The sequence below is a fragment of the Nocardiopsis baichengensis YIM 90130 genome, assembly GCF_000341205.1.
GTDB lineage: Bacteria > Actinomycetota > Actinomycetes > Streptosporangiales > Streptosporangiaceae > Nocardiopsis_A > Nocardiopsis_A halophila.
This window is the reverse complement of record NZ_ANAS01000024.1, coordinates 1-16,378: the sequence shown is the minus strand read 5'-3', so window position 1 is coordinate 16,378 and position 16,378 is coordinate 1. Positions and strand designations below refer to the sequence as shown.

The following is a 16,378-nucleotide window of genomic DNA, read 5'->3' as shown; positions in this document are numbered from 1 at the left end:
CGCCACCCGCTCGCCCCCCCGTCGAGCGCCCCGAAGCCGGTGATGGAGCGGCAGGTACCCCGATCGCGCCTGCCGGCGGGGCGTAGGGCCGCGAGGATGCCAGGTGAGGGGCGACGTCGGAGCAGCCGGACCGGCGGCGGCCCGGTAGCCGGACGCCAAGCGCGGGCGGGGCACCGGCTGACCCGTCGTCGCCGCCCCCGGTGACCGCCCGCACGCCGCGCACCCCACAGCACTACCGCAAGAGGCACCGGCCTTCGTCGTCGCCGCCCGTTCCAGCACCATTGTCACCGTCAGCGTCCCAGCGCCCGATGCCCGACGGGAAGGAAACGCCTCCGCCGATTCGACACACCGCCAAGGGCTCACGAGGCGGCCCGCGGATGCCCTCTTCATCTTTCGGAGGCCGACTCCTCTCGCCAGTGAATGCGGAACCTGGCCACCAGGTTCGGGGGGTGCGTACGCGGATTCGCGGAGGCCTTCGGTCGATTCCTCGGGGCCGTTGTTCCGTGTCCGCTTTTCGGGCGTGTCGTACCGGGGCTTGTGGCCTCGGCTCCCGGAAATGGATATGCGGACGTTCGCCACCGTTCGCCACCACTGTTTTCCACAAGCGCCGGAATCTGGCCCCCGACGCGCCTTTCGGGTTGCTAACAAGGCACTGGAGCGCATTGCACCGCCCTCCGGTGCCGCGCGCGCCGTCACCCGTGTCTTCCGGACCGACCGGTCCATCCCCCGGTGAGAGGTGCCGCCCTTGCAGAGCCCGCGCCCCCGACGACCGTTCGACACGACCGATGACCCCGCCACACTCGTCGCCCGCGACCCCGAATCCGCCCGCGCCTGGGCCGAAGGCGCGCTGGCCTCGGGCCCCGACCCCCGCGTTCGGGCGCACGCCCTGTGCACGCTCGGCATATGCCTGCACGAGGAGGGCGACCCCGCCGCCGCCCACCGCCTGCTGGGACGCGCCGCGGCCGTCGCCTCCTCGGCCGGCCTCGACGGTGCGGCCGCCCGGGCCCGCCAGGCGCGCCTGGCCATCCGCGCCCTGCACGGCGGCCCGGGGCTGTCGGGTCCCGCGCTCGGCCGCCGCACCGACGCCGCCACGGCCCTGCTCCGGTGCGGCGTCGCCGAGGCCCAGCGGGGCCGCTTCCCCCGGGCCCTGGCCGCGCTCGACGCCGCCCTCGAACGGGTCGGCCCCCATGCGCCCGCGCGGCTGCTCCCCGCCCTGCTGGCCAACCGCGGGCTGGCCCTGGTCTATGCCGACCGGACCGCCGAGGCCGCCGACGACCTCGCCCAGGCCCTGGCGCTGGCCGACGAGCGCCGGCTGGACTACCTGCGCGCCGCGGTCCTGCAGAACCTCGGCTGCCTGGCCGTCCGCCACGGCGAGACCGCCGAGGCCATGCGGCTGTTCGACGAGGCCGCCGCCCGCTCCACCCGCTCCCGCCGCATCGCCCTGCGGATCGACGGCGCGGACGCCCTCCTCGCCGCCGGGCTGCCCGACCAGGCGCGGATCCGCCTGGAGTCGTTCGGCGGCCCCGCCGCTGCCGGCCCGCTGCTGGGCGAGGCGGCGGCCCGGCTCGTGGACGCCAAGCACCGGCTCGCCCGCGGGGACCGGGGCGCCGCCATCGCCCAGGTCCGCCGGGTACGGGCCCGGTTCGCCCCCGACTCGCTGTGGGCCGCACTGGCCGCGTCGGTGGAGTGGTCGGCGCGGTGCCTGTCGGCGCCCGAACAGGCGACGGGGGTCCGCCGGCGCACCGCGGCCCGGTGCGCCGTCTACTCCCCCACCGGTGCCGCCGGCGCGGTCCGCCCCTCCCGCGACCAGGCGGCCGCGGCCGCGCTCCTGGACTCCGGCCGGCACGCGGCCGCGCTGCGCCGGCTGGCGGGGGTCGAGCGTCCCGGGCATGCCGAGGCGGCCGGGCACGCACGTCCCCGGGAGCGGGGCATCGCCGCCGAAGGGGCGCGCCGGGCTCTGGCGGAGGGCCGCGGAGAGGACCTGCTGGCCTGGCTGGAGTACGGCCGCTCCGGCCGGGGTGCCGCGGTCTGCAGGGACGGCTCGTGGGCGGAGCTGCTGGAGCGGCTGCGCGACGCCTACCGGCGGGCCGACGACGGGGAGGAGGCGGCGTTCACCGAGATCGGGCACTGGTCGGCGCGCCTGGCCGCCGCCCAGTGGCACCGCTGCCGGACCGCTCCCCCGCCGGGCGGGGGCGTCCTGGAGGGGCTGCGCGACCGGCTCGGCGACCGGGTCCTGGTCTCCTACGCCGTGCTCGGCGGCGAATGCGTCGCCGTGGCCGTGGCCGAGGACCGGGTGGCGGTGCACCGCCTGGGGCCCGTGGGCCGGATCGAGGCCGAGTCCGCCAAATTCGCGTTCGACCTGCGTCTGGCCGCGCTCCGAGGGGAGGGAGGCGGACACGGTGCGGCGGTCTCCGCCGCCCTTCTGGACCGGATGCTGCTGGGCCCGGCGTCGGGGCTGCTGGGCGACCGCCCGGTGGTGGTGTGCCCGGCGCCGGTGACACAGGAGCTGCCGTGGGGGCGGCTGCCGTCACTGCGCGGCCGTGAGGTGTGCGTGGCGCCGTCGGCGCGGGCCTGGCTGGACGCCGACGCGGTGCGGGCGGCGGGGACGGCGGGAACGGCGGCCGGGGCCGGTCCCGCCGTGGTGGCCTGCGGGCCGCGGGTCCCCGGGGCCTCCGCCGAGGCCGCGCGGGTGCGGGACGTACTGAGCGGGGCCGGGTACCGGACGCGGCTGCTGTCCGGGGCGGAGGCCACCGTTCCCGAGCTCCGGCGCCGCCTGCCGGAGGCGCCCGTGGCCCACCTGATCGGCCACGGCGGCATGGCGCCCGAGGCCCCGATGCTGGCCGCCCTGCTGTTCGCCGACGGCCCCTTGTTCGCCTACGACGCCGAGATGCTCTCTGCGGTCCCGCCCACGGTGGTGCTCTCCGCGTGCTGGTTGGGGGTGTCGACCCCGGCCCCGTCGGGCGCTCCGCTGGGGATGGGCTCCGCCCTGTTGTCCCGGGGCGCCCGGACCGTGGTGGCCTCGGCGGTACCGGTGCGCGACCTGGAGATCGCGGGGCCGATGACGGCGTTCCACTCCGCGGTGGCCTCGGGCACCGACCCGGCCCGGGCGGTGGCGGACCACCTGGCGGAACACGGCTTCCTGTGCATGGGAGCAGGCTGATCCCGCTGAAGCCGTGAGAGGTGGGGGCGGGGAGGCCGCCCCCACCTCCGACCGCCGGTCCCACGCCCCGGTCGGGACCGGTGCCGTCCGCGCCCGGCACGGATTCGTGCGCCGGTCCGGAGGGCGCGACGGGGGCGCCACGGCAGAACCGGGGAACACTGTGCGAGGGTGGGCCGGAAGCGCCGGAACGGTGGCGGATGGGGCACTATCGCGCCCGGGGACGATGTACAAGCGCTACCATTCACCCGACGCGCGTCCGGCGGTTCGCGCATTCCGGCGGACGGCGGTCCACCATGGAGGCGAGTCGCCGAGTTCCGCCCTGGCCCGCCGGGGGCCACCCCCTCCGGGCCGGTCGTCCAGGGCCTTCTTGGAGGTACGCGATGAGCCACGACAGCGATGACGAAGACCCCTCGGGGCTCCGGCTGTTCACCCTCGACGAGGCACACGCACTGATGCCGGAGATCCGGCAGCGCGCCGAGGACCTCGTCTCTCTCCGTGCGGACATGGCCGAACTCGCGGCCGACCTGCGGATCGCCGGGGACTCTGCGTTCGGTGGCCGGGCCGAGCTGAAGGGCATGGAGGCGCGCTTCAGCGAGCTCCAGGCCTGGTTCCCCGACAACGGCATCGAAGTGAAAGGGTTGGCGCCGATCCTGCTCGACCTGCCCGCCTTCCTGGACGGGGCGTCGGTCCGTCTGTGCTGGCTCGAAGGCGAGCCCGGGCTCGGCTGGTACCACAGGAGCGAGCTCGGCTTCTTCGGCCGCCGCCCCCTCCCCGAGCACTGACGCTGCCTTTTCCAGAAGCATCGCGCCGCCCTACCCGGACGCCGTGTGCATCCTCCTGCGCCGAAGTCGGTGGCACACCCCGGATCGACGACTCGGCCGCGGCCCGGACCGGACCGCGGCCACCTGGTCGGGCGCACAGTGGGCACGTCGGCGGAGAAAGCGACATACGCCCTCCCGCCGCCGAGTACCCGGTGACGTGAGGGACGTCCGGGCCCGAACCGGGGACGGCGGAACGGTGGAAGGGCCCACGGGCCGCCGCCGGGGAGGCGTGGCGGAGCCGGGACCGCCTGCCGTCCTCCACGGGTGAGTGCAGGACCGCCTTCGGCGCATCGGGGCCTTCCGAGGGTGCCCCGGGAGGCCCCTTGCCGCCGGTCCGGAGGTCAGGGCCTCACCAGCCCCGTTCTCTCCACTCGTCCAAGTGGGGCCGCTCGGCGCCCAGGGTGGTGTCCTTGCCGTGCCCCGGATAGACCCAGGTCTCGTCGCCCATGTCCGCGAAGACGCGCTCCCCGACGTCGGCCAGCAGCGACCGGAAGTCGGCGTCCGACCAGGTCTTGCCCACACCGCCCGGGAACAGGCTGTCGCCGGTGAACAGGTGCGTCACGCCCTCCGGGTCGTCGTAGCGCAGCGCGATCGACCCCGGTGTGTGCCCCCGGAGGTGCACCACCTCCAGCGAGCACTCCCCCACCGGCACGCGGTCACCGTGCTCCACCGGGTCGTCGACCGACACCGGGAGCTCCTCGGCGTCGTCGGGGTGGGCCACGGTGCGCGCCCCCGTGACCCCCACCACCTCGGCCAGGGCCTGCCAGTGGTCGGGGTGCCGGTGGGTGGTGATCACCCGTGCCAGGCCGCCGTCTCCGATCAGGTCCACGATCCGGTCCGCCTCGTCGGCGGCGTCGATGAGCACCGCCTCCCCGGTCCGCTTGCAGCGCAGCAGGTAGGCGTTGTTGTCCATCCGCCCCACGGCGAGCTTGCTGATGGTCAGTTCTGGCAGGTCGCGTACGTCGGCCGGTCCGCCGACCCTGGTATCTCCCGAGTAGCTCACGTCTCCCATTACAACACCCACCGGGGCCGCCGCTTCTCGAAGAAGGCGCTGCGTCCCTCGGCCGCTTCCTCCCCTGCGAAATAGTGCTCCGACAGTTCGGTCATGCGGGCGAACTCCGCCGCCCGCTCCTTCGCGCCGTGCTCCGACAGCAGCGCCTTGGCCCCCGCCAGCGCCCCGGGGGCGGCGGCGCGCAGCCCGTCGGCGACCCGCTGGACCGCCGCGTCCAGCTCGGCGCGCGGGACGGCCTCGGTGAGCAGCCCCGCCGCCACCGCGTCCCGTGCGCCGAACACCTCGCCGGTGAGCAGGTACCGGCTCAGCGCCCGGTCCTGCAGCCGCGCACGGACCGGGACCGAGATCACCGCCGGCACCACGCCGATGCGCACCTCGGTGAAGGAGAACTCGGTGTCATCCGGCGCGATCGCCACGTCCGCCGCGGCCACCAGCCCCAGCCCTCCGGCCCGGGCCGTGCCGTTCAGGCGGGCGACCACCGGTTTGGGGGCGTCCATGATCGCCGCGAAGATCTCGCCCATCCCCGGCGCCTCCGGTGCGGGCTCCCGGCCGGCCAGCCGCTCGGCGACCTCCTTCAGGTCCGCGCCCGCGCAGAACACCGTCCCCGCCCCGGTCAGCACGACCGCGCGCACGGCGTCGTCGTCCATGGCCGCCCGCACCTCGGCCAGAAGGCCGGTGCGCAGCGGCGCGGAGAGGGCGTTGCGGTTGCGCTCGGAGTCCAGGGTGATCGTCGCGATCCCCCGGTCGGTGGTGCGCCGTACAGGCGGCCGCCCGCCCTCGGCCTCCGCCATGGGGTCTCCTTCCGTTCGGCTCATCGGCCCGCCGGGCCCCCGCCGTCCGCCGACCGCAGCGCGGCCAGCGCCCCGTCGGCGTGGGCGTTCATCCGGATCTCGCTCCTGACCACGTGCAGCACCCGGCCGTCGGTCCCGATCACGAAGGTGCACCGGCGGGTCGGCGCCAGCGCCGACAGCCCGGGAGCGGTGCGCCGCACCCCGTAGGCGCGCGCCACCCGCCCGTCCTCGTCGGAGAGCAGGGGGAAGCCGAGGCCGTGCATGTCCGCGAACGCGTGCTGGCGCTCGACCGCGTCCGCGCTGACGCCCGCACACCCGGCCCCCAGCTCGGCGAACTCCGCCGCCAGGTCCCGGAAGTGGCAGCTCTCCGCCGTGCACCCGGGCGTCATCGCCGCCGGATAGAAGAACAGTACGAGGGGCCCCTCCGCCAGCAGCCCCTCCAGATCGCGCACGCGCCCGTCCTGGTCCGGCAACGAGAACCCGGGCGCCGCATCGCCGATATCCACCACGGGGCGCAATCTAGCCCACCCGTCGGCCCACCACCACCCTCAACCGACGCCAAAGGCGCAGCCCCACCACCCGTCGGCCCACCACCACCCTCAACCGACGCCAAAGGCGCAGCCCCACCACCCGTCGGCCCACCACCACCCTCAACCGACGCCAAAGGCGCAGCCCCACCACCCGTCGGCCCACCACCACCCTCAACCCCACACCAAAAGCGCAGCCCCACCACGTGCCACTCCGCCCGCCCGAGCGCACGCAGCCCCGCCCATCAGGCCGCGCCCTCGCCCGGATCCCGAGGGCCGACAGGCGCATCCGTCGCCCGAAAGCCGCAGCCGACGCCCTCCGCCCGGCCGCTCCTTCCCGGGGGTCCCGAGGGGCCCGACGGTCCTGGTGGTCCGCTGCTCCCAGCGATGCGCTGCTCCCGGTGGCCCGCCGGTCCCGGTGGACCCGGCGGCCCCGGCTAATCGATGGTGGTGTAGCTCAGCAGCGGCACCCGCAGCTCTTCCGGCGTCAGGGCCCCGTGCTGGCCCACGAGCGCGCTCTCGACCGGTTCCGCGCGCGGTGCCACCAGCGCGCACGCACCGGTCGCGACGGCCAGCACGTCCCCGATGCGCTCCCAGACCCCGTCGTCCACCTGCCCGAACAGGCCCGCCTCGACCGCCTCCTCGCGGGTCACCACCCGGGCGCGCCCCTCCAGGCGCTCCGCCCAGGCCTCCCGCACGTCCGCGGTGGCCCCGGGCCGGGTGTACACCTGCCGCACCCGCGCCTCGCCCGCGAGCACGCGCACCCCCCGCGTCAGGTCCGGGTCGGCCTCCACGTCGATGCGGCCCGCCGCACCGGTGTCGACCATGCCGTGGTCGGCCGTCACGTACAGCGCCGCGTCCGGCGGCAGCGCGTCGGCGATCTGCTCGGCCAGCCGGTCCACGTGCCCCAGGTGCAGCCGCCAGTAGTCGGAGTCCATGCCGAACATGTGCCCGTAGGCGTCCAGGTCCGCGTGGTAGACGAAGACCAGCGACCGCTCCCCGGTGGACATCGCCGCGGCCGCGCGCACCGCCAGCTCGGTGATGTCGTTGGCCGGCAGGTACCGGCTGCCGCGGGCCGAGGCGCGGCTGAGGCCGCTGCCCTCGTAGGCGCCCGCCGCGACGTACCCGGTGGCCACCCCCGCGCGCTCGGCGCGCTGGTACACGGTGGCGCGGGGCTGCCACGCCTCCGGGTCGACGTCGGCGTCCCAGCGCAGCTGATTGAAGACGGTGTCCCCGCCCGGCATGGCGACCTTGAGGCCGACCACCCCGTGGTGGCCCGGCGCCAGCCCCGTGCCGAAGGTGGTCAGGCTGGTCGCGGTGGTGGTGGGAAAGCCCGCCGTGATCGGCCCCGCCTCCCCGATCAGCGACGACAGGAAGGGGGCGCGCTCGCGGTGGGCGAGCAGCGCTTCCCATCCCAGGCCGTCCACGAGCAGCACGCAGGCGCGGCGCGCCGGAGGGAGCCCGAGCACCGACGGCTCGCCCTGCACCCCCAGCGACGCCAGGACGGAGGGGGCGAGGTCGGCCAGGGACGTGCTTCCGTACCCGGGGACATCGAAGGGGGTGGTCACGGGCTTCCTCCTGGCTCTACGCGCCGGGCCGGTTCAGCGGGAGGCCGCCTCGGCGAGGACCGAGGCGAAGTTGAGCATGTTCGCCACCGCCTCCGGGCCGTCGGCGGCCTGGCTGACCCTCAGGGTCAGGGGTTCGGCGGTGATGGCGCCGGTGTAGCCGTGGTCGGCCTCACAGGTCTCGTCGGCGCAGGCGGCCGGCTCCAGGTCCACGTGGGCGACGGCGCCCCAGTTCACGCTCAGGCTGATGTTGAGGACCAGCTCGGCGGGGAGCGTCCCGGAGACGTGGTTGGCGGGGTCGGCCACCACCCGGGTCAGGGCGACGGACTGGATGTTGCCGATGCGGATCGCGTCGGTGGTGGTGGAGGCCTGGGGCCGGTCGGCGCCCTCCGTCGCCGGATGCTCGTCGGTGTGGCAGACGACCAGCCGCGTCGGGGTGAGCAGCAGAACGGTGATGTGCCGCCGCATCTCCATCGCGGGGTCGAAGGTGGCCTCGTGGTGGACGACGAAGGCGTCGGCGCTCTCGCTTCCGAGAGCGGCGGCGACGGCGTCGGTCACCAGGCCGGGGTAGTACCCGCTGCGCTCGATCTCCGAGCGCCAGTCGGTGGACACGGCACGCGTTTTCCTCATACCTCCATCCTGCCCTCTCCCGGCGACAGATCGCACCCTGGTCTGCGCGGTCGCGCCCGTCGGACCCGCCGGGCCCGCCATGGGTAACGCTCGAGCGGGGCGGGTACGGGGCGGGGCATGAAGGCGATTGCGCGCACCCGAATCCCGCCGCCCCGTGCCAGGGCGCCCCGCGGAACGGTCCCGCCGATGCCGAAACCGCCGCCGCCCGGCCCGGGGCCGACCCCGCCGGGCCCCGACCCGGTGCCGCCGGAGCCGCCGGTGCCCGACCCCGAACCCGGCCCCGGGCCGGGACCTCGCCCGGGCCCAGGGCCCATGCCGCCCGACCCCGAACCGCAGCCCGAACCGGCCTGAGGGGGCAGGCTCCCGAAGAGCCGCCGGCCCCGGATAGGCGGAGACCGGACCCGCCCGCCCCGCTCCGGCCCGGAAGGCGGCGGAGCGGTCGGGGACGCCCGCCCTCTGGCCGGGGCTTCCGACCGGTCGGGGCGTGCGCCGGTCCCGGGCTCGGGGTGGGCGCGGTTCGCGCCGCCCTCGCGGGCGCCGCCGTCCGCGCACCGGCGCCCGCCGACGACGAGGGGCACGTGCATGAGCGCACGGCCGCCGGAGGACCTGCCGGCGGCGGACCTGCCGCCGGGCACCCGCGCTGCCGCGCGCCGCTGCACGGCCCCGCCTGCGGGGCACACCGAGCGCCCGTCCGCACCGAACGGCGGCGGCAGGGCGGTGGCGGGGCGGTGGCGCGGAACGTGCGCGGCAGGAGCGCACCGGGGCAGGCGCCCGGCCCGGCCGAGGACGTCTAGAACGCCACGCCGCGCAGGCGCCTGGGCCCCGAGTCGGGGCGGATGTCGGGGGCCTCCCGCAGCCACACGCGGGCCCCGAGGACGTGCGCCCCCTCCGCGTTGACCGTGACCGGGTCCAGGTCCATGTGACCGATCTCCGGAAAGGCGTCGGCCAGGCGCGACACCCGCACCAGCAGCTCCTCCAGCGCCTCCACGTTCGGCTGCTCGGCGAGCGAGGTCGCCCCCGCCGGCAGCCCGAACAGCAGCGGGGCCGCGCGCACCGCGTGCACCAGGTCGCTGGCGTCGGCGTGGGTCAGCGGCGCGAGCCGGAACGCGCGGTCGTCCAGCAGCTCGGCGGTGACGTCGGCCAGGCCGAACCCCACCACCGCGCCGAACGAGGGGTTGTCCCCCGCCCGGACCACCGTGGGCACGCCGGGCACCACCATCCGCTGCACGACCAGCATCGCCTCGTCGCCGAGGCGCCCGTGCAGCGCGGTGAAGGCGCCCCGCACGTCGTCCGGGCCGCGCAGGTCGGCGCGGATGCCGGTGCCGCCCGCGCGCAACCGCAGGTCCGGGGCGTTGGCCTTGACCACGACCGGGTACCCCAGCCGCTCGGCCGCCGCCACCGCGCCCTCGGCGTCGAAGACCGGGACGTCGGTCCAGACGTCGATGCCGTAGCACCCCAGCAGCTCCCGGGCGGTCTGAGCCGGCATCGCCGACTCCTCGCCGTGCACCGGCTCGCTGGTGAACCACACCGGCCGGTGCGCCCCGCCCCCGTCCGTGCGCTCCGCGCGCTCCTCCAGCGCCCGGTCGATGACCGCGCGCGCCCGTGCGCCGTCCACGTCGGCCAGCTCGGGATGGCGCCCGGGGTCCCGCTCGCGCCAGAGCGCGTACCGGGTGGCGTGCGCCAGCGCCCGCACCGCGTCCTCCGGGGCGAGGTAGGAGGGCACCGACCCGCGGGCGGTCTCGCCCTGGTCGTTGACGTGCCGCAGCTCCTCAGGAAGTCCCTGGTGGCCCAGGTAGGTGGTGAGGATGGGCTTGTCGGAGGTGGCCGCCTTGGACCGCATCACCGCCGCCACATCGTCGGAGATGGGGGTCAGCGCCGGGATGAACACCACGACGACCGCGTGCACCGCCTCGTCGGCCAGGGCCTGGGACAGGGCCTGGTCGAAGTCCTCGGCGGTCGCCTTGGGTCCCAGGTCGACCGGTTCGTGCGGCTTGAGCCCCTCGCGCACGCAGGCGTCCTTGACGAGCAGCCCCAGCGAGTCGGAGTTGCCGAGGATGGCCACCCGCGGGCCGACCGGCAGCGGCTGGTAGGCCAGCAGCTGGGCGACGTCGAACATCTGGGTGATGTCGTCCACGCGGATCACCCCGGCCTGCTCGAACAGGGAGGTCACCGCGTAGTCGGGCAGGGAGAGCGCCCCCGCGGCGTGCCCGGTGGGCACCCCGGAGGAGCCGCCGCTGCGCACCGCCACGACCGGCTTGTGCTGGGCGAGCCGGCGCGCCAGGCGGGTGAACTTGCGCGGGTTGCCCAGCGACTCCAGGTACTGCAGCACGACCTCGGTCGCCGGGTCCTCCTGCCAGTACTGGATGAGGTCGTTGCCGGACACGTCGGCCCGGTTGCCCGCCGAGACGAACGTCGACAGCCCGATGCCGCGCTCGGACACCCGCTGGAGGATGGCCCGGCCCAGCGCGCCGGACTGGGAGAAGAAGCCGATGGGCCCGCGCGGCGGCACGTACGGCGACAGCGTCGCGTTGAGCGACACGGCCGGGTCGGTGTTGGCCACGCCCAGGCCGTTGGGGCCCACCACCCGCATGCCCTCCGCGCGCGCGGTGGTGACCAGGTCGTCCTGGCGCTCCTTGCCCTCGGGGCCGACCTCGCCGAACCCCGAGGTGACCACCACCAGCCCGTGCACGCCCTTGCGGGCGCACTCGCGGACCACGTCGGCCACCATGTCCGCGCGCACCGCCACCACGGCCAGGTCGACCGGGTCGGGGATGTCGAGGACGCTCGGGTAGGCGCGCACGCCGGCGACGGCGCGCGCTTCGGGGTGCACCGGGTAGACCGGCCCCTGGAAGTCCCCGGCCAGGAGGTTGCGCAGCGCCGTCTGGCCGACGGTGTGCGCGGTCCGGCTGGCGCCGATGACCGCGACCGACTCGGGGAAGAGGAGCCGGGCGATGGAGCGCGACTCGGCGCGCTGCTCGCGGGCCCGCATGACCTCCTCGGAGTGGTCGGTGGGCTCCAGGTCCAGGGTGAGGCGGATGACGCCCTCGTCGAAGGTCTGCTGGGCGGTGTAGCCCGCCTCCCGGAAGACGTTGATCATGCGCCGGTTCTCCGGCAGAACGTCGGCGATGAAGCGGCGCACCCCGCGCTCGCGCGCGGCCGCGCCGATGTGCTCCAGCAGCACCGAGGCCAGGCCGCGCCCCTGGTGGGCGTCCTCGACGAGGAAGGCCACCTCGGCCTCGTCCTCGCCGATCTTGTCGTAGCGCACGACGGCGACCATCACCCCGGAGATGGTCGCGATCAGGCCCACCCGTTCGTCGTAGTCCACGTGGGTGAAGCGCTTGACGTCGCGGTCGGACAGTCGGGGGTAGGGCGCGAAGAAGCGGTAGTAGATCGTCTCGGGCGACAGGCGCGCGTGGAACGCGCGCAACAGGTCGGCGTCCTCCGGCGTGATCGGGCGGATGTGGGCCGTCCCGCCGTCGGTGAGAACTACGTCGGCTTCCCAGTGGTTCGGGTATGGCTGCACGGTTTTGAGCCTAAAGGAGATCGGCCCCGGTGTGGGGAACGCCGCACACGTTTCGGAGCGCCGCACGGCGCTGCCGCTTCGTTACCTCGCCGCACCGGAGAACCTGTTAACGTCTCTGTGCATAATGCTCAGAGCCCGCGCGCACGGTTGAGTTCTCCCCCGCTCGCCCGGCGGGGACGCAAGGTGGTGGTGGACCCAATGGCACGAGTCGTCGTGATCGGTGACCTCATGACCGATTCCGTTGCGCGGGCGTTCTATCCGCTCGCGCGCGGCAGCGACACCCCCGCCTCCGTGCTGACCTACGGCGGCGGCTCGGGCGCCAACGTCGCGGCCTGGCTGGCGCTGGAGGGCGCCGAGGCCACGTTCGTGGGGCGCCGCGGCTCCGACATCACCGGCCGCACCCGCGAGATGGAGCTGATGGGCTACGGGGTGGACTCGCGCCTGGTCATGGACCCCGAGCGGGCCACCGGCACCTGTGTCGTGATGATCACCCACCGCGGCGACCGGACCATGCTCAGCGACCCCGGCGCCAACGCCCGCCTGCAGCCCGAGGACCTGCCGCGCGACGTGTTCGCCCCCGACGGGCACCTGCACGTGTCCGGGTACACCCTGATCAACGAGGACTCGCGGCGCGCGGCGCGGATGGCGCTGCGCGCGGCCCGCGAGGCCGGCATGTCGATCTCGGTCGACGGCGGCTCGCACGCCCCGCTCAAGCGCGCGGGGGCGGAGAACTTCCTGGACTGGACCAACGGCGCCCGCCTTCTGTTCGCCAACACCGACCAGGCCGGGGTGCTGACCGGCCGGGACGACCCGGAGGCGGCGGCCAAGGTGCTGACCGCGTGGTTCCCGGCGGTGGTGATCAAGCTCGGCGACGAGGGCGCCCTGTGGGCCGCCAAGGGGCGCGACGACATCGTCCAGGTGCCGGCCGAGCCGGTGGACCCCTCGCCCGGCTCGATCGGGGCGGGCGACGCGTTCATCGCCGGGTTCCTGCCGCTGTGGCTGTCCGGGAAGCACCCCAAGGACGCCCTGGCCCGGGGCCAGCACCTGGCCGCCCGCGCACTCCACATGCCCGGCGCCCGCCCCGACCTGGGCGACGTCTAGCAGAGCGGCGGGCGGCCGGCGGCCCGCGGGTCAGCCGCCGGGCAGCGCCGCGACGGCGTTGTTCTGTCCGACGACGATCCTCCAGGCACCCTGTTCGCGCGCGACCACGTAGGTCGCCACACCGTGGTGGCCGTCGACCGTCCGGTCGGCCTCGTCCGTGGGGACCTGCCGGACGTTCACCCCGACCGCGCCCGGCACGATCGCAAGGAGCTTGACGACCTCGTAGCGCGCGTAGGCGTCCCGCAGCGGCCCCTGGAAGGCGCGCGCCCCGAACCCGGCGATGGCCTCGCGCCCGTCCAGGCGCATCCCCGCAGCGTTGGTCCAGGACGCCTCCGCGGCGAAGCACGCGCTCAGGGCCGCGGCGTCATGGGCGTTGAAGGCCTCCTCAAGATCCTTCACCACGGCCGTCGCCGCCTGCCGTTCCTCCGCCGCGACCTCTCCCGCCACCAGCATCCCCTCGGCCATGACGGCCTCCCTTCCATGACTGCACCGGTGGTCGGGGCCGGCGTCGCGCCGTTCCGTCCTGACGGCCGCCGACCCCAGGGGCCCTCCGGCCCCCGGGAACGACCCAACAGCCTCAAGTCGGGTTGAGGTCAAGCTCAGGGCGCGGCCGTCCGCGCCCCTCGGGGTGCTTGGATCGGGTCCGTGGCGAACGGCGTCCGGGTGCGTTCGTCAGCAGGTCCCCGGAGGCGGGAGCAGCCGGCCCGGGTGCACCGTGGACCGATGGGAACGCGGCAAGGGCCGTGCCGGGGCACCGCGCGGTAGGACCGGCTCCGAGGAACGCCCCTCGATCCCCGACGTGCGCCGACGCGGCTCCTGGACGGTGGAGGCCGGCGGCCGCTGAGCCAGCCGCTCAGGATTCCGGCGTTCGCGTGCATGCGGACGGCCGAGCCCGTGCGCACACCGAGGTCGGACCATGCCCCGTCCGGACGGTCACGGGGCGCACCCGGAGGGGGCCGCCCCTGGTGCGACCAGCGCCCACGCAGGGATCGGCGGCCGCGCACCGGCGGAGCGCGCTCCCGCCCCCGCCGGCCACCGCTCCTAGGACGTCGACGCCAGGGCCAGCGGAAGGACCTCCTGGGCCCCCGCCTCCCTCAGCAGGCGGGCGGCGACGGCGAAGGTCCAGCCCGTGTCGGTGTAGTCGTCCACCAGGAGCACCGGGCCGTCCAGCGACGACAGCGCGCCCCGCACCTCGTCCGGGACCTCCAGGGCCTTCCACACCGACGCCAGCCGCTGGGCGCTGTTGTGCCGGCGCGGCCCGGGCCCCTCCGGGTCCGTGTAGGACAGCGTCCCCACCGGGGCCAGCCGCCCGACCCGGGACAGCCGGGACGCCAGGTCGGCGACCATCGCCGGGCGGGTGCGCGAGGGCATCGCCGCCACCCCGACCGGGCGCCGCTCCCACGGCCAGGCCGCCAGCACCTCCACCACAGCCGTGAACGCCTTCTCGTCCACGGGCGCGTCCGGGGCGTCGTCGGCGAGCAGGCGGCGCAGCGCCGTCCCCCACCCGATGTCGGTCAGGCGCGCCAGCGCCCGCCCCTCGTCGGCCCGCAGCCCTTCGGGGATCTTGCCCGAGGCCTGCACGCCCAGCGCCGCCATCCCGGCCGGCCACTGGCGGCGCGGCGCCACCGGGATCCCCGGGCGCTCCAGGTGGGCGGCGGCCGCCCGGCGGCGCCCGGCGTCCACCTCGGCGGGCCAGTGGCGCCCGGTGCACCCGTCGCAGCGCCCGCAGGGCGCCGCCTCCGGGTCGTCGAGCTGGCGGCGCAGGAACTCCATCCGGCAGCCGGGGTGGGCGATGTAGTCGAGCATGGCCTGCTGCTCGCGCTCGCGCGCGGCCGCGACCGCCCGGTACCGCTCGGCGTCGTAGGTCCACTCCTGGCCGGTGGCCTCCCAGCCGCCGCGCACCCGGCGCACCGCCCCGTCCACGTCCAGCACCTTGAGCATCTGCTCCAGCCGGGACCGGCCCAGGTCCACCTCGGTCTCCAGGCGGGGCAGCGAGACCGGCCCGCCGGCCTCGTGCAGGGCCGACAGCGCCCGGCGCACGGTCTCCTCCGGCGGGAAGGACAGCCCGGCGAAGTAGGCCCAGATCTCCCGGTCCTCCCGGCCGGGCATCAGGATCGCCTCGGCCGACTCCACACCGCGCCCGGCGCGCCCCACCTGCTGGTAGTAGGCGATGGGCGACTGCGGGGCGCCCAGGTGCACCACGAACCCCAGGTCGGGCTTGTCGAAGCCCATGCCCAGCGCGCTGGTGGCCACCAGTGCCTTGACCTTGTTGCCGAGCAGCTCCTCCTCGGCGCGGCGGCGCTCCTCGGGCTCGGTGCGCCCGGTGTAGGAGCGCACCTCGTAGCCGCTCTCGGCCAGGAAGGCGGCGGTCTCCTCGGCGGCGGCGACGGTGAGCGTGTAGATGATGCCCGACCCGGGCAGCTCCGGCAGGTACTGCGCCAGCCAGCTCCAGCGGGAGGCGCCGTCGGGCAGCTCCACCACGGCCAGGCGCAGGCTCTCCCGGTCCAGCGGGCCGCGCAGCACCAGCGGCTCCTCGCCGTCGCCCGCGCCGAGCTGCTCGGCCACGTCCCGGGTGACGCGCTCGTTGGCGGTGGCGGTGGTGGCCAGCACCGGGATCCCGGCGGGCAGCTCGCGCAGCAGGGTGCGGATGCGCCGGTAGTCGGGGCGGAAGTCGTGCCCCCAGTCCGAGACGCAGTGCGCCTCGTCGACCACCACGAGCCCGGCGCCGGCGGCCAGCCGGGGCAGCGCCCGGTCGCGGAAGTCGGGGCTGTTCAGCCGCTCGGGGCTGACCAGGATCACGTCGACCTCGCCGGCCTCGATGGCGGCGTAGGCCTCGTCCCACTCGGCGGTGTTGGAGCTGTTGACGGTGCGGGCGCGGATCCCCGCCCGCTCGGCGGCCGCGATCTGGTTGCGCATCAGGGCCAGCAGCGGGGAGATGATCACCGTGGGCCCGGCCCCCTGGGCGCGGCGCAGGGCGGTGGCCACGAAGTAGACCGCGGACTTGCCCCAGCCGGTGCGCTGCACCACCAGGGCGCGGCGGCCCCCGGCGACCAGGGCGGCGATCGCCGTCCACTGGTCCTCGCGCAGCCGCGCGTGCTCCCCGGCCAGCGCGCGCAGGTGGGATTCGGCGGCCTCGCGCAGGGCGGGGCCGTCGTGCGGGGCGTCGGGGGCCGGTGAGGCGTCGGAGGGCACCATGTCCTCCTTGGTACCAGAGCCCGGGAGGGGCCCGGGGCGTCTTCACTGGGGCT

The 16,378-nt window shown here is 75.7% G+C and carries 11 protein-coding genes; 3 read left to right on the top strand and 8 right to left on the bottom strand.

Going from position 1 to position 16,378, the window contains the following annotated elements; all coding sequences use genetic code 11:
- The first annotated feature begins 745 nt into the window (after positions 1-745).
- Positions 746-3,160, top strand: coding sequence for a CHAT domain-containing protein (locus C892_RS0119625; protein WP_017558553.1), 2,415 nt, complete (start codon positions 746-748; stop codon positions 3,158-3,160).
- Between the two features lie 380 nt (positions 3,161-3,540).
- Positions 3,541-3,942, top strand: a complete 402-nt coding sequence (locus tag C892_RS0119620) for a DUF2203 domain-containing protein (protein ID WP_017539344.1) — start codon at positions 3,541-3,543, stop codon at positions 3,940-3,942.
- A 388-nt stretch (positions 3,943-4,330) separates the two neighbouring features.
- Here C892_RS0119620 and C892_RS0119615 read toward each other — a convergent pair whose 3' ends face one another.
- From C892_RS0119615 to C892_RS0119590, 6 genes are all read right to left on the bottom strand, one after another.
- Entirely contained in the window at positions 4,331-4,984 is a 654-nt protein-coding gene (locus tag C892_RS0119615; protein WP_026124496.1) for an MBL fold metallo-hydrolase, read from the bottom strand.
- A gap of 8 nt (positions 4,985-4,992) precedes the next feature.
- Entirely contained in the window at positions 4,993-5,784 is a 792-nt protein-coding gene (locus C892_RS0119610) for an enoyl-CoA hydratase-related protein (protein ID WP_017558551.1), read from the bottom strand.
- Between the two features lie 20 nt (positions 5,785-5,804).
- The gene (locus C892_RS0119605) at positions 5,805-6,290 is read right to left on the bottom strand and encodes a peroxiredoxin (protein ID WP_026124495.1); all 486 of its coding nucleotides are present in this window, start codon (positions 6,288-6,290) and stop codon (positions 5,805-5,807) included.
- A 458-nt stretch (positions 6,291-6,748) separates the two neighbouring features.
- Entirely contained in the window at positions 6,749-7,879 is a 1,131-nt protein-coding gene (locus C892_RS0119600) for an alkaline phosphatase family protein (protein ID WP_017558549.1), read from the bottom strand.
- A gap of 33 nt (positions 7,880-7,912) precedes the next feature.
- On the bottom strand, positions 7,913-8,506 hold the full coding sequence (locus tag C892_RS0119595) for a DUF5998 family protein (protein ID WP_083932634.1): 594 nt from the start codon (positions 8,504-8,506) through the stop codon (positions 7,913-7,915).
- Positions 8,507-9,296: 790 nt separating this feature from the next.
- Positions 9,297-12,029, bottom strand: a complete 2,733-nt coding sequence (locus tag C892_RS0119590; protein ID WP_026124494.1) for a bifunctional acetate--CoA ligase family protein/GNAT family N-acetyltransferase — start codon at positions 12,027-12,029, stop codon at positions 9,297-9,299.
- A gap of 198 nt (positions 12,030-12,227) precedes the next feature.
- Between C892_RS0119590 and C892_RS0119585 the strand changes: the two genes are divergently transcribed.
- Positions 12,228-13,130 carry a carbohydrate kinase family protein gene (locus C892_RS0119585; protein WP_040685509.1) on the top strand — a complete coding sequence of 301 codons (903 nt, stop codon included), beginning with the start codon at positions 12,228-12,230 and terminating at the stop codon, positions 13,128-13,130.
- A 30-nt stretch (positions 13,131-13,160) separates the two neighbouring features.
- Here the strand turns inward: C892_RS0119585 and C892_RS0119580 are convergent, their stop codons facing one another.
- Complete coding sequence (locus C892_RS0119580) at positions 13,161-13,595, bottom strand: SgcJ/EcaC family oxidoreductase (protein WP_017558546.1); 435 nt, start codon at positions 13,593-13,595, stop codon at positions 13,161-13,163.
- 576 nt (positions 13,596-14,171) lie between these two features.
- Positions 14,172-16,325, bottom strand: a complete 2,154-nt coding sequence (locus C892_RS0119575; protein ID WP_017558545.1) for a RecQ family ATP-dependent DNA helicase — start codon at positions 16,323-16,325, stop codon at positions 14,172-14,174.
- Positions 16,326-16,378 lie beyond the last annotated feature (53 nt).

Excerpts from the sequence above, each read along its gene's own strand:
- C892_RS0119580 (WP_017558546.1), bottom strand. The coding sequence starts at position 13,595 with ATGGCCGAGGGGATGCTGGTGGCGGGAGAGGTCGCGGCGGAGGAACGG.
- C892_RS0119610 (WP_017558551.1), bottom strand. The coding sequence starts at position 5,784 with ATGGCGGAGGCCGAGGGCGGGCGGCCGCCTGTACGGCGCACCACCGAC.
- C892_RS0119595 (WP_083932634.1), bottom strand. The coding sequence starts at position 8,506 with ATGAGGAAAACGCGTGCCGTGTCCACCGACTGGCGCTCGGAGATCGAG.
- C892_RS0119620 (WP_017539344.1), top strand. The coding sequence starts at position 3,541 with ATGAGCCACGACAGCGATGACGAAGACCCCTCGGGGCTCCGGCTGTTC.
- C892_RS0119575 (WP_017558545.1), bottom strand. The coding sequence starts at position 16,325 with ATGGTGCCCTCCGACGCCTCACCGGCCCCCGACGCCCCGCACGACGGC.
- C892_RS0119585 (WP_040685509.1), top strand. The coding sequence starts at position 12,228 with ATGGCACGAGTCGTCGTGATCGGTGACCTCATGACCGATTCCGTTGCG.